The organism is Halomonas sp. A3H3 (assembly GCF_000982975.1).
Lineage (GTDB): Bacteria > Pseudomonadota > Gammaproteobacteria > Pseudomonadales > Halomonadaceae > Vreelandella > Vreelandella titanicae.
Window position 1 is genome coordinate 422,190 of record NZ_HG423343.1, and the last position, 21,808, is coordinate 443,997.

Below are 21,808 nucleotides of genomic sequence, written 5' to 3' on the forward strand. Positions count from 1 at the left end.
GCGGTTTACGCTCCACGCTTCCTTCCCACGGTTGGTCACCCTTCCGCAGTTGCGCTTCGCTTCGTTCGCTGTGGCCAGCTTACGGGAGGACTTGCACCTCCAGGAGTGCGCCCGTGCCGGGCGCACAAAAAAAGCCGATCCATTGGATCGGCCAAGCTGATGGGATATTGCACAGCATGGGGAATACTGTGCAGAGATGCCTGGGGAAGGCATCGCCAAAACGCCGGGTTAGGCGGCTTGGCGATGCCCTCCCAGAGAATTGCGTCCTTTCCGGGAGTAGCTCCCTTTACCTTTTTTCGGGGTTTGCTGCTGCATTTTAAACATCGGCGTTCGCAGCTGCGCTTTTAAAGCGTTGTCTTTTATCTTGCGCTGTTTCATCGTTTTCTCCATTCTTTTAAAGATGCCTGCCTGGGCAGGCACCCACTACGATACATACTATTAATTGAAGTTCATCGTTTAGCGTTTCAAGTCCTGGTTATTCATTCCTCTTACTCATCCCAGAGCGGCGCTATTTCAGGGTTGGCGATACGCTCTTTACGATCCAACTTGGCGATTTCCGTCATCTCGCTGTCGCTCAAGACTAAGTCAAAGGCGGCAATGTTGCTTTGAATATTTCGCGCCTTGGTCGATGAAGGAATCGTAATCATATTGCGCTGTTTTACCCAAGCAAGGGCAATTTGCGCGGGCGTGGCGTTATGCGCGTCGGCGATCTGCTTAAGGGTTGGGTCATCCATGACTTTACCCACGGCCAGGGGCATAAAGGCAGTAATTTGAATGCCATGCTGCTCGCAGTGATCGACCAGTTTACGGTTCTGTAAGAAAGGATGAACCTCGATCTGATTGGTGAGAATTTCACCTTTACCCAGAATGCTAACCGCTTCGTCCACCTGTGCGATGGTAAAGTTGGAAATGCCGATATTGCGCGCTTTACCCTCGGCTTTGACCTCTTTTAGCGCCGTCAGGTAATCGACCATCGGCACTTCATCCTCGGGGGAGGGCCAGTGGATCAGCAGCAGGTCAACGTAATCGGTGCCTAATTTCTGCAGGCTTTCGTCCACGCTGGCTTTAAGCGTTGCGGGCTCAAGATTATCGAACCACACCTTGGTGGTTAGGAAAATATCGCGGCGTGGCACGCTGCTGTCGCGAATCGCCTCCCCTACCCCTTTTTCATTGCCATAAAACTGTGCCGTGTCGATGTGCCGATACCCGGCCTCAAGCGCTGCGTGGATACTCTGCTTGAGTGTATCGCCTTCCAGGCGAAAAGTACCAAAACCGGGGTTAGGCATCACAGTTTGCATCATTAACATCCTTTTCTATTGATAGCGTGTTAACTAATATGGGGTGGTTACGGCACCACTTCAACCCTTTGCTATTGAAACTCTTACCATGATGACGCCATGACCTTCGCTAACGAAACATCCGCCCGCGACGAAGCGCCCTTACTCCCGCTTCACCGCCAATCAGGCTTTTTAAGTTTTTTGCTGTCGCGATTAGCCGCGGTATTTGCCATGCAGATTCAGGCCATTGTAGTGGCTTGGCAGGTTTACGATATCACCCGGGACCCGATGGCACTGGCCTATGTGGGTTTGGCGCAGTTCCTGCCAATGGTGCTATTGCTGCTACCTGCAGGGGATTTCGTTGATCGCTTCTCGCGCAAACGTATTTTGCAACTTAGCTGGTTGGTGCAAGGGCTATGCAGCGCCCTGCTGCTGACCCTTTCGCTGAATGAAAGTCATAATGTGGGCGGCTATTACGCTGTTCTGGCGCTGTTTGGTGCCGCACGCGCCTTTACCGGTCCTGCCTTACAAAGCTTGCTGCCCAATATTGTGCCCCGGGCGCAGCTTGCCTCTGCGATTGCCTTGAATAGCTCTATTATGAAAATTGCCGTGATCGCCGGCCCGTTATTGGGCGGCATTCTGTATGGGTTAGGCGGTGGCAGCCTTGCCTACGGCGTGTGTTTAGGCTGTTTTATTGCGGCACTTGTGCTGCTGCTCCCGGTGCCCATTCGCTACGCTGAAACCGCCAAAATACTGGAAAGCACTGCCATAAAGCGCTTTACCGCAGGTATTCGTTACATCCGCCATCAGCCGATTATTTTGGGCGCCATTTCGTTGGATCTGTTTGCCGTGTTATTGGGTGGCGTCGTGGCGCTACTGCCTATCTACGCCCAGGAAGTGCTGCACGTTGGGCCGGAAGGGTTAGGCGCGCTGCGTAGCGCTATTGCGGTGGGCGCCCTCCTAATAGGGCTCTACTTAGGCATCCGCGGCATTCAGCGCCGCGCCGGGTGGGTAATGTTTATGGCAGTGGCGATTTTTGGCATTGCGAATCTGGTGTTCGCCGTTTCAACGATTTTTTGGCTCTCCCTGATAGCCATGTTGGTGGCGGGCGCCGCCGATATGATTAGCGTCTACGTGCGCATGACGCTGATTCAGCTTGCCACCCCAGATGAGATGCGCGGCCGCGTGAATGCCGTCAACATGCTGTTTATCGGTTCCAGCAATGAGCTAGGTGAGTTCCGCGCGGGCAGCATGGCGGCAGGGTTTGGCGTAGTGCCAGCGGCCATTATTGGCGGCGTGGGCACTTTGGCGGTGGTCGGCGCCTGGATGAAGCTGTTCCCAACCTTGCGCCGGGTTGACCGTTTTGACGATGCGCGCTGATAACACTGCATCCCACCATCCTTAACGCACTAACAGAGCAATCACCACAATAGCCAACACTAGCGACACCCCCTTCCAGAACAGCACCGGATCACGTTCCAGCAGCGGTAACTGGGCGCGCTTCAGCATGTCTGGGCTTGGCGAGCGTAGCTCGAAGATAAACTCCGAAAGCGCCGGAAAGCGTTTGTGGGGAGTGGGATGTAATGCCTTTTTGAGCACCTCATCCACCCAGGCGGGCAGTTCACGGTTCTCGCTAAGCGCCGATTGGTAGGCAAGCTTATGCTGCGCTGCCCGAGTGCGAGTTTTGGCCACCTCGGTGCCATAGGGCAGCGTGCCGGTTAGCATCTGATAGGTAATCACTGCCAGTGAGTACTGATCCGAACGGGGCGTGCCTCCTTCACCCAGAAAATACTCCGGCGCGGTGTACTGGGCAGTGCCTAGAATATCGTCGCTAGCCGCCCCGACCTCTTCGGCAAGGCCCGCCACCTTGGCAGCGCCAAAATCGATCAGCTTCACCGTTCCGTGGCTATCGATCATGACGTTATCGGGGCGTAAATCCTGATGCAGCATTTCCAGGCGATGAAAGGCGCGTAGCCCCTTGGCAATCTGCTCGACGATGGGACGAACGCTGGCTAATTCGGCGTTGGGGTGGTCACGCATCCACTGGGTCAGGGTTTGCCCTTCGATATACGCCAGCACGGTGTAAAGGTAGCGGCGAGGGCGCTCTTGGGCGGGGGCTTTAAGCACGTGCTGATTATCGATGCGTCGGGCAATCCACTCTTCGCGCACAAACCGCTCGATACTCGCCGAGTCTTGGCTTAGCTCGGTTGAGAGGGTTTTAAGTGCCACCTTCTCGCCACTCGCTACCTCTTCCGCCAGGTAGACATGGCTGCGGCTGCTGGCATGCAGTTGACGCACAATGCGGTAGCCATCCAGCTCACTTCCTGCGCGCAATTCAGACGGTGACGGCAGTGTGCCCAGCGCCGCGTAGAGTTCATTAGCGTGGCGCTCCGGCAGCGAATCAATGCGCACAATTTGCACGGTGAGGTTGTCATCGCTGCCATGATCGATGGCAGCCGCGATTAGCGCCTCAGCCGCCGCATCGAGATCGCCCCAATGGGCATGAATCAGCGCGGCCATTTCAGCGCCGGTTAGCCACTCATAAACACCGTCGGTAGTGAGTACAAACACATCGCCCTCACTCAGCGATACCGAGGAATAATCCAACTCCAGGTGCTGGCTGGCCCCCATGGCGCGGCTTAAATGACTGACTTCCCGGGATGCCCAAAAGCGATGATCCTCGGTCAGTGGCTCCAGCGTATTGCCGGCGAGCTGATAGATACGGCTATCGCCAACGTGAAACAGGTGCGCAGTGGTGGATTTAATCACCATAGCGCTGAGGGTACACACATAGCCACGATCCAGGTTATAGCGGAACTGGCTTTGCCGGGTTTGGGCATAAAGCCATGCATTGGTGGCCTGCAGTACCCGCTGGGCGGAGGTTTTAACCGCCCAGGTGGCGGGGGTGGCGTAGTAGTCTGTTAAGAAACCGCCCACTGCTGCTTCGCTCGCTTCCCGGCTCACTTCGCTGCTGCTGATCCCATCCGCTAACGCGATCGCAATCCCTTTGGTGGCGCGCAGGGAGTCGCTGGGTAGATAAGCGCCGTAAAAATCCTGATTGCTTGGCTTGCGCCCTTTATCAGAGTGCTGGCCGAGCGAAATGGTCAGCGCTGCCATTATGCTTCCCCTAAAAAAAGCCTCCGCCGGAGCGAACATTGCAAACGGTCGGAACAACCCTACGCGGGGGCGCTGTAGACCCATCCATGGGCGCTACTTTCGCCATCCATGGCGAAAGACCCCCGCTACGGGTTGATTCCGACCTCGGCTAAGCTCCGATGTTTATCATCAACCTAGGGCTTCACAGTAACGAAAGCTTGGCATTTAATTTCTTCATCTATAAAGCTTTCTGGGGCGCGGTACGCACGTGTGTGGTGTAGAGCGTCAGGCCAGTGAGCGCTAGGCCACCGATCAAGTTACCCAGCACTACCGGAATTTCGTTCCAGATCAGGTAATCCATAATCGAGAAGTTACCGCCCATCATCAGCCCAGATGGGAACAGGAACATATTGACCACCGAGTGCTCAAAGCCCATACCGAAGAACAGCATAATCGGCATCCACATGGCAATCACCTTACCTCTCACCGTGGTTGAGATCATCGCACCCACAACCCCCAGCGATACCATCCAGTTACACAATATGCCGCGAATAAAAATCGTCGCCATGCCGCCAGCGCCATACTCTTTATAACCAACCGTGCGTCCTTCACCTACTTCACCAATGACCCGCCCCACTTCGCTGGGTTCGGTGCTAAAGCCGTAGGTGAACACAATCGCCATGAGAAAGGCGACCGTTAATGCCCCACCAAAATTACCGATAAACACAATGCCCCAGTGCTTGAGAATACGATTAATCGTCACCCCAGGCCGTTTATCCAGCCACGCCAGCGGCGTTAACACAAACACCCCGGTCAACAGATCAAAGCCCATTAGATAGAGTATCGAGAAACCCACCGGAAACAGGATGGCGCCGATAATCGGGTAGCCGGTTTGCACCGCTACGGTCACCGCAAACACCGCCGCGATGGCCAAAATAGCCCCCGCCATAAAAGCGCGAATCAGCGCATCACGGGTAGACATGTGAAGCTTGGCTTCGCCAGCATCGACCATCTTGGTGGCAAATTCAGCAGGCAATAAGTAGGACATAGAGAGCTTTTCCTTGGTAGCTGGTTGTAAGGGTCAGAAGAATAAAATGCGCACCGCAAACCCTGCCGTTAAGGCGTGGTTTGCTGTGCAAAGCAAAAATTGGTGGCTAGGTTAGCGGGCGTCGTGGCGACTCTTTGCACCACACTGCCCACCACAATCAAACAGGGTGACGGTAAGGGAGTTGCGGAGAGTTTTTCGGGCATATCCGCCAGCGAGCCCACCAGCGACTGCTGTTCACTCTGGCTGGCGTTAGCCACCAGCATAATCGGCCACTCATCCGGCAGGCCTGCTTGGCGTAGGCCGTGGCAAATTGCACTCACTTTTGAAAGCCCCATATAAAACACCAGGGTTTCATCCTTGCGCGCCAGCGATGCCCAATCCGGCGTACCGTCTTCGCGGCATAGCTGGGCAGTCACAAAGCGCAGTTGCTGCGCATGGCCGCGATCGGTGAGCGGAATGCCCATGCAGGCAGCGGCGGCAGAGGCCGCGGTAATCCCTGGCACAATGGCAGCGGGGATCTCGGCAGCGGCCAGGGCATCTAGCTCTTCGCCCATCCGCGCGAATACCGCCGGGTCGCCGCCTTTCAAGCGCACCACCGATTTACCTTCCCGGGCGAGTTTTACCATCAGTTCGCCGATTTCCGCTTGGGGTACGCTGTGGTGGCCGCGGGCTTTGCCTACGTAGTAGCGCTCGCTGCCGCTAGGAATCAGCGCCAGCACGTCATCGCCCACTAAGCGGTCATATACCACAGCGTCCGCCTGCATAAGTAAGCGTGCGGCCTTGAGGGTTAACAGCTCCGCATCGCCGCTGCCTGCGCCAACCAGGTAAACCTGCCCGGCGCGGCACTCGCCACGCAGTGGCAAACGTATGTCTACAGCCTGCTGAACCAACGGCGTTAGCGCGCGGTGCGATAACCGCATAAAGGCGTTAAACCACTTCTGTAGCAAGGGGTTGCTTAGTGCGGGCATTGGGCCGCTCCTCTTCAATAAGTGATTTCAATTCGGGAATACAACTACCGCACTGGGTGCCGCAGGCGAGCCTGGCGCCCAACGCTTCTACGCTGGTGTCGCCCTCGCGGATCGCATTGACGATGGTGGTTTGGCCTACTTGGTGGCAACTACATACCACCGGGCCGGTATCCGCAGCACCGTCGTCGCAGCCCGCCAATAGGCGGCGGCGGTGGGTATCGCTAAGCGCCGCCTCGTTAAAACGCGCTTCCAGCCACGCCAACCCTGGCAACTCTTTGGGCGGGCCGACCATCAGCCACCAGCGCAACTGACCGTTTTTCACACAGGCGGCGCGCAGCCGTCCGTTAGTGGGGTCTTGGCTGACGACTGATACGTCGCCGGGCAGCCACATTTTTAACTGCGCTAGCCAGTCATTAACCGACTGCGTATTGGCAAGCTGCCAGCGCTGGCAGCCGCGCATGGGAATACGTGTCCAGTAGGCACTGGTGCACCAAGGTGTTGATTCCGTTGCCCCTTCGGCGATCAGTAGAGTGGCCTGCCAATCAGTAGCAAGAGGCGCCAGCGCCACGGCGCCGTGCTTCGACTCTGGCTGCCCAGAGAGCGGATCGGTAATGCTGTCGATCAGGGCGCTACTTCTGGCCTGCTGGGTGAAGCAGTCAGTCCAGTGGATGGGCACGAAGATCTCACCACGGCGTTGGGCATTGGAGACCCGCACCCGGGCACGAAATTCACCTTTCTCGGCGGTTAACACTGCCAGCCCTTGATCCATAACACCGGCGGTGTGGGCATCCTCTGGGTGCACATCCATAAAGGGTTCGGCGCGGTGATTCATTAACCGCGGTGAGCGAGCGGTGCGGGTCATGGTGTGCCACTGGTCACGAATCCGGCCGGTGTTCAGACGCAGCGGATAAGCGGCGCTCAGCGCCTGCTCAGGCCCTTGGGGCTTGATCGCCAGCAGCTTGGCGCGACCATTGGCGGTGGCAAACTCGCCATCCTCAAACAGCCGCGCAGTGCCATGGGGTGCGGCCTTTGTGACCGGCCATTGAATGGGGGCTAAGGCGTCGTAGCCATCCCGGCCCAGGCCCACCAAACCCGATATATCAAACAACCGCTGCGGGTTGCCGGGCACCGTGCTGTTATCAACTCCGTTTTCAAACCCTGAGAGACGAGCGTGCTCGTCGAAAATCTCCCAAGGGTGCGCGTAGTTAAACGCCTCGGCAAACCCCAACCGTTTCGCCACTTCGCAGATTATCCACCAGTCGTGGCGGGCCTCACCTGGGGGCGGCAGCATGCCCCGCTGGCGAGAAATACGCCGCTCGGAGTTAGTCACGGTGCCATCTTTTTCCGACCACCCCGAGGCTGGCAGCACAATGTCGGCATAAGGCAGCAGATCGGTATGGGCAGCGCACTCGGAAACAATCACCAGCGGACATTTCTCCAGCGCAGCACGCACCCGCGCAGCATCGGGAAGGCTAATCGCGGGATTGGTGGCCATCACCCACAGCGCTTTTATTTCGCCACGCTCGATGGCCTCAAACAGCTCCACTGCTTTATAACCGGGCCCTTCCGGCAGGATCGGTGTAAGGCTGTCGGTAGTCCAAAAGCGGCTGACTAGATCGAGGGCGCCTGGGGTGTGGTAATCCATATGCGCGGCTAGCTGGTTGGCCAACCCGCCTACTTCGCGCCCACCCATGGCGTTGGGCTGGCCGGTAATCGAGAACGGCCCTGCCCCCGGTAAACCGATTTTGCCGCCAGCCAAGTGACAGTTAATAATCGCGTTGCACTTATCGGTACCACTGGCAGATTGATTAACGCCCTGAGAGTAGAGGGTAACCACATGCAGCTGGCTGGCAAACCAGTAGTAGAAGGTTTCCAGTCGCTCGGGGTCAACATCACAGGCCGCCGCTACCTCCGCCACTGAGCCCGCGGTTTGCTGGGCCGCCGCCAGAGCATCGTCAAACCCTTCGGTGTGGCGCTCAAGGTAGAGGGTATCAAGCCTGCGACGCTGCGCCATCCACGCCAGCAAGCCGTTAAACAGGTAAGCATCGCTGCCTGGCTTAATCCCCAGGTAGAGGTCGGCGATTTCGCAGCTGTCGGTGACGCGCGGATCGATCACCACCAAACGCATCAATGGATTGCGCTCTTTGGCCACTTTGATGCGCTGGTAAAGTACCGGGTGATTCCAAGCCAAGTTGGAACCCACCAACACGATCAGTTCCGCCTCTTCCAAATCCTCGTAGTTACACGGCACCGCATCGGCACCGAAGGCACGCTTGTAGCCAACCACCGCTGAGGCCATACACAGCCTTGAGTTAGTATCTAAATGGGGCGTGCCTAAAAATCCTTTAAACAGCTTATTGGCCACGTAGTAGTCTTCAGTCAGCAGCTGACCGGATAGGTACGCTGCCACACTGTGGTTGCCATACTCGGCCCGTAGGGTGTTTAAGCGTTCGGTAGTAGTGCTTAGGGCGGTGTCCCAGGAGACCTCAACACCATCAACGCGAGGGTGAGTCAGCCGCCCCTGTTGTCCCAAGGTTTCATGTAGCGCAGAACCTTTGACACACAGCCGCCCGAAGTTCGCCGGATGCTCGCGGTCGCCCTCTACAGCGCTCAGCGTGCCCGCTTCAACGGTTGCCGTCACGCCACAGCCAACGCCGCAATAGGGGCAGGTGGTTTTGGCTTGCTGCGTCGTTGTGGACTGCTGCCCTGCTTTTGCCCCTCGCATAATACCTCCTCGGGTCGAACCTGAACGCCGTATATACGTATATAAATGCCGGGCATAAAAAAACGCCCAGTCCCATTCTCTAATGCGCTATATAAACGCATTAAGAGAAGAGGGCTGGACGTCGTTGCCACAGCGCACCTTCATCGGTGCATTACTCTTTACAATAGTCTCTTCAAACAAATGAAGATTTACTAACAGCTACACATTTTCTAACGGCTACTTATTTTTCTAACGGCTTTGGAATTGTTCGCTGCCATCGCCAAACAATGAGCGCTTATCCCTTGTTAACTTACTTATTGCCTTGGGAACTGCAAGAGCCAAGCCGACAACCGGCCATATAAAATTTAATCATTTAAAAACAGATGGTTAAAAAATAACAAATCATCACGCAACGCTCTTTTTCGCACTGTGTGCGCGCTAAATGGTGCTTGAGAGTGCAGGCCACCTCTCTTTTCGCACCATCACCGTGCAGTCTATCCGAAGAGCCTGGCCACCGTTTACCTATCACCTAAACATAAGCAGCTGAAGTTATTTAAAAAAATATGCTATACGGCCAGTTGGCTAGCTCCTTGCTTGTTACAGGGTAAGGTTTTTAATCAGCTGGCAGCCAATGGCGGTTGTCGCGTATTTAAAACGACGCTATCGGGCAACGACGCCCCTGTTACGCACGCTTTTGCGATTATTTGCAAAGAGGTGCGCGACAGGGGCGTTTTTTTGTTTGGTGCTCAAGCAGCCGCAAAGACACAGAGGAGCCCCCCATGGAAACTACTTCCCGGTGCTCATCCAACGACCATCTGGTGGTCATTGGCAATGGTATGGCAAGCCACCGCCTAATTGAGGCGTTGGTAAAACAGCCCACACGCCCCCAGCGCATCACGGTGATTGGCGCAGAGCCAAGCCCTGCCTACAACCGTATTCTGCTTTCACCACTGCTGGCCGGTGAGATGCAGCAGGAGGCGCTTACCCTGCGCGATACCCAGTGGTACGCCGAACAGGGCGTTACGCTGATACTGGGTGAAAAGGTCGAGATGCTTGATCGCGCACGCCAAACATTGACCACCGATAGCGGCCGATCGCTTGATTACGATCATTTGGTCATCGCCACCGGCTCGCGCCCAGCGCTGCCCGATGTTCCTGGGATAGAGCTTGAGGGCGTACATGGCTTTCGCGACCTGCAAGATGCCGAATCACTAGAAGCCATTGCCAAGCGTGGCGGTGACGCTGTCGTGATTGGCGGCGGCCTGCTGGGTCTTGAAGCGGCTGAGGGGTTACGTAAACGCGGCAGCGGCATCAACGTAAGCGTGCTCCAGCGCAGCGAGCGCCTGATGAACCGTCAGTTGGATACCACCGCCGCCCACCTGCTTAAAGACACCCTCACTCAACGCGGTCTACAGATCATCACCGGCGCGCAGTTAGCGAGGCTAGAGAGTGACGCCCTGGGCCGGGTAGCTAAGGTGCATCTTGCCGATGGCCGCCAGTTGAACGCCTCCAGTGTGATCGTTGCCGCGGGCATTACCCCTAATGCGGAACTTGGCCTCCAGGCAGGCCTGCTCACGGATCGAGCTATTGTGGTGGACGAATGGCTCACCACCAGCGACCCGGCGATCTCAGCACTGGGCGAGTGCTGCCAGTTCGATGGCACCACCTACGGCCTGGTGGAGCCGATCTGGCGTCAGGTAGAAGTGCTCGCCGCGACGCTGTGCGGCACGCATACCCAAGGCTACGCGGATGCCCCCAGCGCTACCAAACTCAAAATCAGTGGCGTAGCGCTCTACGCTTTTGGCCCCACCGAGGCCAGCGCCGAGCATGAAGTGCTGAATTACCACGACATTGAGCACGGCGATTACCGCCGCCTGCTCTTGCGCGACGGCCAGATTGAAGGCGCGGTGCTTTACGGCGACACCAGCCAAGGCCCCTGGTACTTCGAACAGGCGCTCGCGGGTACCGATCTCAACGCTTACCGCCAAGCCTTGTTGTTTGGTGGTGCTGATGTCGAGGTGCTCCGCGAAGCATCTCAACACAGCCCTGATTCTTCTGAGCTCTCTTCAAAACACTCTTCTTCTAAACACTCTTCTCATACAACGTCGGAGGCGGCTTAAATGTCTACCCAACAGCAGCTTATTATTATTGGTAACGGCATGGTCGGCCACCACCTGGTCGAGCAGTTAGTCGATAACGGCGCCCTTGAGCGCTATCAGGTCACCGTGTTTGGCGAAGAGCGCCACCGCGCCTACGACCGGGTGCACCTGTCTGAATATTTCAGCGGCCGCGATGCCGATTCGCTAGCGCTTTGCGAAGCGGATTACTACGCCACCAGCGGCGTTGGACTGCGCACAAGCGAAGCCGTCATTGAGATCGACCGCAACTCACAAGAGGTGGTCACCGAACAAGGCCGTTACCCTTACGACCGCCTAGTGCTGGCTACCGGCTCGTTCCCTTTCGTGCCGCCGATTCCCGGTAATGACCGCGATGGTTGCTTGGTGTACCGCACCTTGGACGACCTAGATGCCATCCAGGCGGCCGCCGAAAACGCTACCACCGGCGTGGTGGTGGGCGGCGGCTTACTGGGCCTTGAAGCGGCTAACGCCCTGCGCGGCCTGAACCTGGATACCGCCGTGGTGGAGTTCGCCTCACGCCTAATGCCGATGCAGGTGGATAACGAAGGCGGCGAGCTACTGCGGGAAAAAATCGAAGCGCTGGGCGTACAGGTGCTTCTTGAACGGGCCACACAGCGTATTGAAGATGGCGAGGCAAGCCGCCACCGCATGGTCTTCCAAGACGACAAAGTGCTGGAAACCGACCTGATTGTGTTCTCAGCAGGCATCCGCCCCCGCGACCAGTTGGCCCGTGATTGCGGCCTGGAGATTGGTGAACGCGGCGGCGTGGTGGTGGATAACCAGTGCCTCACCAGCGACCCGGCCATTCTGGCAATTGGTGAAGTGGCGCTGTGGAACCAGAGCATTTTTGGCCTGGTCGCCCCCGGTTATCAAATGGCCAAAGCAGCATTTTCGACGCTAACCGAAGGCGATACCCAGTTTGGCGGCGCGGATATGAGCACCAAGCTCAAGCTGCTGGGCGTGGATGTGGGCTCGATTGGTGATGCCCACGGCAACCAAAACCCCAGCGCTCGCATGTTCCGCTACCTAGACCCCATCAAGCAGGAGTACCGCAAACTGGTGGTCTCCAGCGACGGTAAAAAGCTGCTCGGCGCCATGCTGGTGGGCAATAACAGCGTTTACGACACGCTGCTGCAGTACTACTCCAACGGCATTGAGTTGCCCGACGAGCCCGCCTCATTGATTCTGCCCCAAAGCAGCGGCGCCGCGCCCACTCTCGGCCCCGGTGCGCTGCCGGAAACCGCCTCCATCTGCTCTTGTCACAACGTCACTAAAGGTGATATTTGCGCCACTATTGACGCTGGCGCAGTAGATCTAGGCGGTGTCAAAGTGGCCACTAAAGCCAGCACCGGCTGCGGGGGCTGCACCGCGCTGCTCAAAAGCGTGGTTGACCATGAGTTGGAAGCCCGCGGTGTCGAAGTCGATAAATCGATTTGCGAGCACTTCGCCCATACCCGCCAGGAGCTTTACGATATTGTGCGCGTTGAAGGTATTAAAACCTTCACTGACTTGATTGAAAAACACGGCAACGCCGACACCCACCGCCTGGGCTGCGACATCTGCAAACCCGCCGTGGCGTCCATTCTGGCCTCCTGCTTCAATGAGCCAATCACCGACGCGGCGCATATTCCCCTGCAGGACACCAACGACACCTTTATGGCCAACATGCAGAAAAACGGCACCTACTCGGTGGTGCCGCGTGTGGCCGGTGGCGAGATCACCCCCGATAAACTCATTGCCCTGGGCGAAGTGGCCAAAAAATATAGCCTCTACTCTAAAGTGACCGGCGGCCAGCGGATCGATCTGTTCGGCGCCCGCCTTGAAGACCTGCCAGATATCTGGGGCGAGTTGATTGCTGCAGGTTTCGAGACGGGGCACGCCTACGGCAAATCACTGCGCACGGTGAAATCCTGCGTAGGCAGCACTTGGTGCCGCTACGGCGTGCAGGATAGTGTCGGCATGGCGATTCAGTTAGAGAACCGCTACAAGGGTCTGCGTTCACCCCACAAGATCAAGTTTGGAGTTTCCGGCTGCACCCGCGAGTGCGCCGAAGCCCAGAGCAAAGACATCGGTATTATCGCTACCGAAAACGGCTGGAATCTCTACGTGTGCGGTAACGGCGGAATGCGCCCCCGCCACGCCGAGCTGTTCGCCACTGACCTGGACGATGAGCAGCTCTACCGCACCATTGACCGCTTCTTGATGTTCTACGTGCGCACCGCCGACCGCTTGCAGCGTACCTCGGTGTGGCGCGAAAACCTCGACGGCGGCCTGGAGTACCTCAAAGAGGTGATTCTGGAAGACAGCTTAGGCATCAACGACGAGCTGGAGCGCCAGATGCAAACCGTGGTGGATACCTACCAGTGCGAATGGGCCGACGCCATCAGCGACCCAGAGAAACTCAAGCGCTTCCGCAGCTTCGTCAACGACGACCGCCCGGATCCGTCAATCATTATGACCTCCGAGCGCGGCCAGCTGCGCCCCGCTTAAGCGACGCTGGGCCCTGACACTGACAACGACACTGACACTGAATAAAAACGAGGCAACCCATGACCGCAACGGCACTGAAAAAAGAGATGGATATGGCGGATGTGCAAAACAGCGAAGCTTTCGAAAACCACGCTTCTGGATACAACACGGCGTGGCAAAGAGTTTGTACCAAAGATGATCTGGTAGCGTTCTCTGGCATCGCCGCCTGGCTGGAAACCGCCGAAGGCCCCGCCCAGGTAGCTATTTTCTACTTGCCCGGGCTGCGAGGAAAGGGCGATGAGCTCTATGCTCTCGATCATCATGACCCCTTCTCAAACGCCAACGTGATCGCTCGTGGCATCGTTGGCGACCTTAAAGGCGCGGCGGTCGTCGCCTCGCCTATCTACAAGCAGCACTTCCGCCTTGAAGACGGCCAGTGTTTAGAGGATGAGGACGTTAAGCTACGTACCTGGAAGGTTGAATTTAAAGGTGATGAAGTGTGGGTTGAGGGGTAACCACATTTATTAGCCTGGTTAAATCGACAACGCCGCCATTAAGGCGGCGTGGTTGTTAGCAGGCAGTCACTCTCAAACGTTATTCATCTAAAAAGCTAATCAGCGCCTGATTAAACTCATCGGGATGGGTAGCATTGAGACCATGGGGCCCGCCCTTGATCACTTGCGTTTGCGCATTGGGCAGTAGCTCCTGGGCCCGCTTGCCACTAAATTCAAAGGGCACAATGCCATCAGAATCGCCATGGATGATTAGCGTGGGGATATCGATACTCGGCAGGTCTTTGCGGAAATCGGTATAGCTAAAGGCTTTGATGCAGTCATAAGTGGCCTGAGGAGAGGCGAAGGCGGCAATATCACGGTGATACTGGCGGTTGGGCTCGCTAACCAAGTCGCTGCGTTCACCCGCCGTAAAGAAGCTCTTGGTAAACTCTTCCAGGAAGGCAAGGCGGTCATCTTTTACGCCATCAAGGAACTGATTGATGGTGGCATCATCAAGACCACCTTCAGGGTTATCATCGGCTTTGTACAGGTAAGGTGGCACCGCCGCGGCAAAAACGGCTTTATGAACACGACTGGTGCCGTAGCTGGAAAGATAGCGGGCCACTTCACCGCCGCCCATGGAAAAGCCCACCAGGGTGGCATCGTGCAAATCCAGCGCCTCAATCAGTTTCTTGAGGTCAGACGCTAGGTTGTCGTAATCGTAGCCACCATCAGCCTGGGTTGACCCGCCAAAGCCTCGGCGGTCATAGGTAATCACCTTATATCCCGCCTCGACTAACGCTGGCACCTGCTGTTCCCACGAACGGCCACTCAGCGGCCAACCGTGGATCAGCACCACGGGCTTGCCCGCCCCGCGCACTTCGTAATAAAGCTCAACTGGCGTGCCCTGTTCCGTTCCTACGCTCAGCATTGGCATCGTCTCACCCTCCTGTTTGGCTTAACGTGAAGCATTTATGTGCCACATAAGGCTAGTACAACCCTTTCGGACTTACCAAAGTGGGCTGTTAGTAGCTCTTTATACGTTCGTTAGGAGCGGAAGCATTACTGTTCGCCCCCGGCTTTCACGTTCCTGTGCGCATGGGGGCAGAGCTGCTTTGGGATTGGTGTTAAACATTTATCGTGAACTACCGCGCCGAAACGGAAACGAGGGATAAGCCTGTTGACTAGCGGCAGGCACGGCTACCCTAAAGCGTTTTTCGATATCACCCATTTCAATAAATTTCTCGCCGCGCTGGTAAGCCGCGCGCAGGTGTTTGCTAAGTTCATTAACAGCCGCCGAAGGCTTGACCCATTGGGATTCGGGTAAGGGTTTTGACCACTCGGCGAGCCAATCGCTGGGTACGGCTTTGGGCAGAATATGCTTCATGCGGTATTCGGTGTACCAGTGAGCGAAGCGGGCATGTTCCCACAGGCGCTTGCGCCGAAAGCGACGCCACCGGGCCGGGTCGTTGGTGCGCTCGCATTCGGCTTTTTCGCGGGCCACATAGGCGTTATACCACTCGACGCCCCACTCTTTGGCGGAAGGAGTAATCGCCTCGGCCCCCTCTTCCATAAAGCGGCGAATATACTCCCATTGGGCCAGCGCCCCTGGCAGGCCACCCACGCTGACTATGATACCCGCCCCTGGCAGTGTGTAGCCTGGCCGCTGCGGGTCGGGCGGCACCAGCGCAAAGCTCCAAACAAAGCCTGTGATCGCCCCTGGCCCGAGGCCCGGGTTAAAGGCACACATCGCGGCGACATCTTCCCAGGGCACCAATACCGTGCGCCGTTCGCGTTTAAATAGCCGACAGATGGCGTCATAAACCGGTGGATACACGTAGAAAAAAGCCAGGGCGCCGATATGCAGTAGCGTCAAACCAACAGGGAAACTATCCCGAGCACCGCGCAACCATTCGTTAAATTCAATTATCCCCATTCCTCCAGATATCGCTGCAGCTGTACCCACTGCCGATATTAACCACAGGTTTTGAGGCGCGGGAAGCCAGAAGCGACCTGGGGGTTCTACTACAAAAGCAACTTCACGGCGCTGGCGATTTAAGCGAATAGGAGGTATGCGCTTAAGCAGCGTATTGATCCAGATAATGCCTAGAATAAAGATATACAAAAAAACAAAGTACAGCCCCCCCCCCCAGAATGCTAATACCTGGCTATACGCCGTGTTTTTTATGATTGCCATACAAAACACCACTAAAAAAAAGCCGTTCATAAACACAGTCCCAACGCTTAGCACATGCCCTGCCGTCATCATGGTGTCGGGGTTCGCGCCCTGGCGAATATCCATTGTGGCGCTATCGTGGTGCACATCGATATGGGACACATCTACCGCGTACTCGCTATCTGTGGGTAGGGGTAGCGGACTCAAACAATATTGCTCCCCCCCGGCACGGCTTTCCCGTTCGCCCGCGCGCATGGGGGGTAAAGCATCTTTGGGGTTGGTGTTAAACATTATTCGTCCTTGTTTAGGGTGCCCAGGGCGTGAGTGGCATACCAGGCCAAGTGCCTATTTTGACGCTACTGAAAAAACTATTCGTCAGGGCACTTACCTCACGCCACTCACTTGGCAGTGAACGGCCACGACGGTGTAGTTCATAGACTTGCGTTTTGGATTCACCGTTGAGGCGCGAGCGCACCACGAGCCGTACAAAGTAGAACTGACTTAGTGCCTCTGGCGCAAAGTGATAGATGACATCTACACGAGAGTTTTCTGTTCTATTATGGGCATACGCCAGCACATCACGGGTCAGCTCTTGATGGCCCCCACGCATGGGAACCCCCCATACACCGAAAGAGAGCTTCTCTTCATCGGGTGGCTGGCCCCCCGGCATAGTCAGCCGGAAAGCCAAGTCGCTAGCGGCAGGCCCAGGCCCGGGGCCTGCATGAGCCACAGCCACCCCTTGCCGTTCCACGCTAACCTCGCTGCCACTTAGTTTACTTAGTTCCTTCTCATGCTTATCAAGATTCCACTGTTTGCTGCGCAACCCCCAGTAGCTTTGCTGGCACCAGCGCTGCACCGGGCTGAGTGAAAAGCGACTGGCTAATAAGTCGCCCATCACCAATAACAGCGTACTGACCGCAACGAACCAGCCCACCGGCCCGGCAAACTGCAACATCAAAAGCCGTAACTGCGCAGCAGGCGTGCCTAATATTCTACCCACAAGCCATCTGCCGCCTAAGGCAAAGCCTCCTCCTGAGGTACCGGTAGCCCCCACAAGTGCCACCTGAGTGGCTAAACGCTCCGCCTGCGTCTCTGCACTCCCCAGCTTCTGAGCCTGCCTAATAGCTTCAAAGAAGCCCGCCACCCCACCAAGCAAGGCAACAGTAACCATGGCTTTATTGGCTGCTCTGGCCCAACTTTCTAACTGAGCAGGGCTGCCCGCTGCTGCTTTCAATTCAGCCTGGGCGACTTGTTGAAAAGCTCGCCCTTCATAGAGCTTGCGATGGCGGGCATCGACGATCATTTCTCTAATCGCCATAAGTGATGCCGCTGTTGCCGCTGTCTGAGAACCTGCGTTACCTAGACTTTCAGAAAATCTCTCTGTTCCAAAACTTTCAAACAGATCTTTCATAGCTACACAGGCTGTGATGGCCCCCATCGCCGACAAACTACCGTTCACCAACACCCCCACCGCGCGGGATACCGACACTTCATTCTGCTCGTTTCGAATCAGGGTATCCAAGCTGCTGCGCATCGTCTCACGGGGCTGATTGGCCAGCGCTTTGATGGCGTTGTGCTCAGCCAGCGCTGCGCGGGTAGCGGCTTGGCTTAAGCCGCCTATTTTCAGGGCGTGGCTACCGTTTTCATTACCGGGGAAGCTGTGATCTGACAGCTCTTCTAGCGCCTCACCCAGCAAACGCTGTTGCTGTTTGATTTCTAATTCTTTATCCCGGATGTTACTTGCGTTGAACTGGTCAGCTGCACGGCGATAGCCCCCACTTGTTCCTCGACGATAAGCACGTTTTATTTCTGCATCCCGCTCTTGGTAATATTGCGCCATATCCTGTTCCAATCGCTGGAGCTGTGATGAGGCGCGTTGTGCTTTGGTGGTGGCCTCCCGCAATTTACCTAGCACGGTTTGGTCAGGAATATCCCAGCCCATCTCAGCCAGCCCCAGGCGCTCAAGAAACATTAGCCGTTGCCCTTCCGGCAACATGCCTGCCAGATTGGCAAAGCGCTGGGGCATCTCCAACTGTTGTGCATCGTCTAGCAGAGTTTTGATGACCGCTTCACCCAACATTTTCTCTTTGTAACTGACCTCCCCGGCAATATCCGCCACCACATCATCGGCGAGGCCCTCAATGCTGCGAAAGCGCAGGCCTGTTTGCTCATCAATAGTGCTCCGCCACGTTTGATAAGTACCTAGTGCGCCTGAGGCGGTCATCAAAGCCGCCGCCTGTGTTAAGGCTTTTTGCGGGCCATCCAACTCGGATAGGAAGGTGTCAATAAAGCTTTCAGTAGGAATAAAGTGAAGCAAGTGGGCCGTGTTGGGGGTATCACCCATATAATACTGGGCAAGAAAGCTTTGCTGCCCACACAATGCCAGCGTTTCGAAAACGTACTTCTCGATTTTACTCGTCAGTTTTATGTGTAGCGCTTCTTCCCGATCCAGCACCAGTGCATAGTCGTGCCATGCGGGTGCTAGCCGCGCCATATCCTGTCCTATGGCTAGGTAAGCCGATTGCCAATCCTCCTCAAGACCGTTGGCGTAGGCTAGGAAATTTTCCATATCCTGCTGACGAATGACATCTACAATGCCGTTGGGTGCCAGCGCGTAGTTGCCGCCAATCACTTCATTAAAGTGGGCCTGCTCGGTTTCCTCGACAAACTCTTTTACTGACTCAGCATCAGTACCTAGGTTTTCAGCTATATGCTGGCTGAGTTCATCGATATCCCGGTTAATAGGCGCCAAGGCGCTACCGACCACTCCAGTGTGAGCAGTATGGATAGCCTCACGCCTTTCGCGGCGCTGCTCGTAAAGGTCTGCCAGTTCTCGTAGATCAGCTTGATCATCGCTGCCAGCATCGCCTAGCCATTCGGGAATATTGCCTTGGCCAGCATTAGCGGCATGCGGCGCAAAGTTAAGGGTCATCAGACCATCAATCGTGCGTGCTGCGAAGTTCTCGGTCTGATACTTATCCTGCCAATGACCTTGCTGTTCAGACAATTTTTTCCACAGCTGTGCCCAGTCTGTCACTCGTGCGGGAATATCTTCTACCACGAGAATGGCGCTATCGTTTTGGTAGCTGCCTTTGATGCTTCCCACAATCTCACCAGCACTGGCCGCTTGCCAACCAGTAGGCGTCGCTTCGAGGTCACACCAGGCATAACTTCCCGGGTCGATTTCAGCATCAGCGCCTGCCTCTTGGTCAGGCGCTTCTGGGGTTGCACGATATTCACCGTGGTCGTCTGCCAGTGCGGCAGGCAAGTCATTGGGGTCAAGTAAATGGGCGGTGCCATGGCAGAAGCCGCCTATGCCTACGCGGGTCATTACCTGGCGGCGAAAGGTGGGAATCAATAGCATGGACAGATGGAGCTCAGTTAGCTCCACCATGCTGTGCAGTACTTCGATGCTCCCCTTGCGTTCAAGAATAATCTCATCGCCACTGCCATCGGGCTCTACTTTGAATATCAGGAGTTCATCGGGCGTTAAGCTATGCACAATATATAACCAACCCGAGCGTATCGGCCGAATGCCGGAACGACGAAAACGACCACCGTGCACTGGGGCAAAGCCATTCACTGCTTCTGCACGCTCGGCCTCAGGCTCTTCGACCATGGCATACCGTACCGGCACTAACTGCATATCTTTTTGCGTTAGCGTACATTGGCCGCTTTCATCGCTGGGGTCGTTATCGGGTTGATTATCGGCAACGCGATTCGCGGCTGCTATATCCATGCTCATACCATGTCATCCTTTTCTAACGCTTGCTGGGCAAGATTGACTGCCGCTTTTAACCGCTCCATTGGCGCTTGGTGATTAGGCTGGAGAAGCAACCTAGCAAGTGTAGGGTGTTGATCAATCTCTAAGGCAGCGTCACCGTGGGCGCCTAATATATTTGCCATGTAAAAGTGCGCTCGCTGGCCCATAAACCCTAGACGAGCTGTCGTTGTGATTACCTGCTCGGCCGCCTCCATCGCTGAGCCGTGGTGACTGATTAGCGGGCCTGATGGGAAGTAGCGCTGCAAATGCTTAGCTAGCGTGACTTGAAAACGCTGCCAGTTAACGTGTGCCAGGGCGGAAAGGTGTGCCTCTTGCAATGATAGGGGAGACGCTGAAGTAGGTACGCCAGTCTCTTGCAATGAGTCGCTTTGGTTAACCTGCCACCATGTCATGGAGGTGCTGTCTTTAACCGGTAACCAGGCACGTTCAATAACGCTACCAAACAAACTTGTGTAGCTCCCTCCCCCCTTGATATTGAGCAAGCTGTGCATAACGGCTGGGGAGGCGAGACGCAGCACCTGCGTCCCATGGACGGGGTGACGCACCATCAGCAGCCAGCGTAGGCGGGCTAAAAGTTGTTGGCGGGAGGTGCGGCTATAAAGCAGCCACCCCCACTGTTGTTCAGCCCCTTGTTTTAAGAATGCCTCCCATAGCTCATGTGCCCCTTGAAGAGCCACCAGGCAGGGTGAAGCTTCACGACACTCTTTCAGAGGCGTTTTCAGATACAGCACCTCGTAATCGGGCGCTTCCAATGTTTCATATAGCCAGCGTTCCATGGATGGCCGCGTTAATGCATCCAACAATACGTAGTAGCCAGGTTGATTCACTACGTCGCTGCTTTTAGGCGGCGAGCCCGGCGAATATTGTCGCAAGCCTTCGCTGGTGAAATTACTCATCCTCATGCCCTCCCTAATGAAGCGTCATCATCGGGTGGCTCGCATATATTAGTCAGAGCACTTCCTTGCTTTAGCGCCGATAACTGACGCGATGGCTCAATAGCACTACTTAATAACGGCGAGTGCCCTATCGCTTCTGCCCGGTCATGATCTTTACCTTCTAGCACCGGCGGCAGTTTGGGCGGCTCAGCCGCCTGCCCGGTGCCGTTACCGGGGCTGCCACCGGCGTTAATCTTGACCTGGGGGCCGACGATGGTGATGCCGCTGGCGTCCAGTTTGATAAAGCTGCCACCCACCTTGAGGGTGATTTCGCTACCGGCTTCGAGTACCGCTTTTTGGCCCGACTTGATATGCAGTTCCCGGCCACTTTCGCTTAGCCAGGCCTGCCCGGCACGCATATGCATAGTGCCTTCAACATTTAAATGTTGGGCGCCTTCGGTGTGCTCAAAACGGTGGCGATGCACCGTGTGGTGCTCATCGTTGTCGATCTCGCTGATGCGGTCGTTGTGCACTTTGAGATGGCTATCGCGTTTGATCTCTTCGGTGCGGTCATTAAGCGTCAGCAGCTCCAGGTCTTTTTGGGCATGCAGCCAGATCTGCTCCTGGTCGGTGGCGTCCTCAAAGCGCAGTTCGTTAAAGCCTTCCGATTTGTGGCTTTGGGTACGGATCACCGTGCGGGTCTTGTTGTCCGGCAGCGGGTAGGGCGGGGTGTTCACCGCGTGGTAGGTGCGCCCGGTGACCAGCGGTTGATCGGGGTC

15 protein-coding genes are annotated in these 21,808 nt (G+C 56.2%); 4 read left to right on the forward strand and 11 right to left on the reverse strand.

The features are described 5' to 3' along the window. Positions 1-228 precede the first annotated feature (228 nt). On the reverse strand, positions 229-378 hold the full coding sequence (arfA, locus tag HALA3H3_RS25910; RefSeq protein ID WP_008957724.1) for an alternative ribosome rescue factor ArfA: 150 nt from the start codon (positions 376-378) through the stop codon (positions 229-231). A 110-nt stretch (positions 379-488) separates the two neighbouring features. Then, positions 489-1,307 (reverse strand): 2,5-didehydrogluconate reductase DkgB, encoded by an 819-nt coding sequence (gene dkgB, locus HALA3H3_RS01890; protein ID WP_053856855.1) that lies wholly within the window; start codon positions 1,305-1,307, stop codon positions 489-491. A gap of 90 nt (positions 1,308-1,397) precedes the next feature. On the opposite strand from dkgB, the gene HALA3H3_RS01895 reads away from it, so the two are divergent. After that, positions 1,398-2,657, forward strand: coding sequence for an MFS transporter (locus tag HALA3H3_RS01895; protein WP_022521231.1), 1,260 nt, complete (start codon positions 1,398-1,400; stop codon positions 2,655-2,657). 21 nt (positions 2,658-2,678) lie between these two features. Here HALA3H3_RS01895 and HALA3H3_RS01900 read toward each other — a convergent pair whose 3' ends face one another. The 4 genes from HALA3H3_RS01900 to HALA3H3_RS01915 all read right to left on the reverse strand — a co-directional run bounded on the left by HALA3H3_RS01900 (position 2,679) and on the right by HALA3H3_RS01915 (position 9,114). Then, positions 2,679-4,394 carry a bifunctional protein-serine/threonine kinase/phosphatase gene (locus HALA3H3_RS01900; RefSeq protein WP_022521232.1) on the reverse strand — a complete coding sequence of 572 codons (1,716 nt, stop codon included), beginning with the start codon at positions 4,392-4,394 and terminating at the stop codon, positions 2,679-2,681. A gap of 217 nt (positions 4,395-4,611) precedes the next feature. Then, positions 4,612-5,421 (reverse strand): formate/nitrite transporter family protein, encoded by an 810-nt coding sequence (locus HALA3H3_RS01905; RefSeq protein WP_022521233.1) that lies wholly within the window; start codon positions 5,419-5,421, stop codon positions 4,612-4,614. A 68-nt stretch (positions 5,422-5,489) separates the two neighbouring features. Next, entirely contained in the window at positions 5,490-6,389 is a 900-nt protein-coding gene (cobA, locus tag HALA3H3_RS01910) for a uroporphyrinogen-III C-methyltransferase (RefSeq protein ID WP_022521234.1), read from the reverse strand. After that, positions 6,349-9,114, reverse strand: coding sequence for a nitrate reductase (locus HALA3H3_RS01915; RefSeq protein ID WP_022521235.1), 2,766 nt, complete (start codon positions 9,112-9,114; stop codon positions 6,349-6,351). The genes cobA and HALA3H3_RS01915 overlap by 41 nt, the downstream gene beginning before the upstream one ends. A gap of 758 nt (positions 9,115-9,872) precedes the next feature. On the opposite strand from HALA3H3_RS01915, the gene HALA3H3_RS01920 reads away from it, so the two are divergent. Genes HALA3H3_RS01920 through nirD form a run of 3 tightly spaced genes read left to right on the forward strand, consistent with a single transcriptional unit; the run spans position 9,873 to position 14,215 of the window. Then, complete coding sequence (locus HALA3H3_RS01920; RefSeq protein WP_022521237.1) at positions 9,873-11,213, forward strand: NAD(P)/FAD-dependent oxidoreductase; 1,341 nt, start codon at positions 9,873-9,875, stop codon at positions 11,211-11,213. Then, positions 11,214-13,721, forward strand: coding sequence for a nitrite reductase large subunit NirB (gene nirB, locus HALA3H3_RS01925; RefSeq protein ID WP_022521238.1), 2,508 nt, complete (start codon positions 11,214-11,216; stop codon positions 13,719-13,721). Between the two features lie 59 nt (positions 13,722-13,780). Beyond that, positions 13,781-14,215 (forward strand): nitrite reductase small subunit NirD, encoded by a 435-nt coding sequence (gene nirD / locus HALA3H3_RS01930; protein WP_022521239.1) that lies wholly within the window; start codon positions 13,781-13,783, stop codon positions 14,213-14,215. A gap of 79 nt (positions 14,216-14,294) precedes the next feature. On the opposite strand, the gene HALA3H3_RS01935 is transcribed toward nirD, so the two are convergent. The 5 genes from HALA3H3_RS01935 to HALA3H3_RS01955 form a co-directional block, all read right to left on the reverse strand. Beyond that, positions 14,295-15,131 carry an alpha/beta fold hydrolase gene (locus HALA3H3_RS01935; RefSeq protein WP_022521240.1) on the reverse strand — a complete coding sequence of 279 codons (837 nt, stop codon included), beginning with the start codon at positions 15,129-15,131 and terminating at the stop codon, positions 14,295-14,297. Positions 15,132-15,329: 198 nt separating this feature from the next. Beyond that, positions 15,330-16,661: a hypothetical protein gene (locus tag HALA3H3_RS01940; protein WP_022521241.1), complete on the reverse strand. Its 1,332-nt coding sequence runs from the start codon at positions 16,659-16,661 to the stop codon at positions 15,330-15,332. 13 nt (positions 16,662-16,674) lie between these two features. Next, positions 16,675-20,115, reverse strand: coding sequence for a toxin VasX (locus HALA3H3_RS01945; protein WP_022521242.1), 3,441 nt, complete (start codon positions 20,113-20,115; stop codon positions 16,675-16,677). Continuing rightward, entirely contained in the window at positions 20,112-21,050 is a 939-nt protein-coding gene (locus HALA3H3_RS01950; RefSeq protein WP_053856856.1) for a DUF4123 domain-containing protein, read from the reverse strand. The genes HALA3H3_RS01945 and HALA3H3_RS01950 overlap by 4 nt, the downstream gene beginning before the upstream one ends. Before the next feature lie 2 nt (positions 21,051-21,052). Then, on the reverse strand, positions 21,053-21,808 hold a 756-nt coding region (locus HALA3H3_RS01955), incomplete at its 5' end, for a bacteriophage T4 gp5 trimerisation domain-containing protein (protein WP_404872885.1).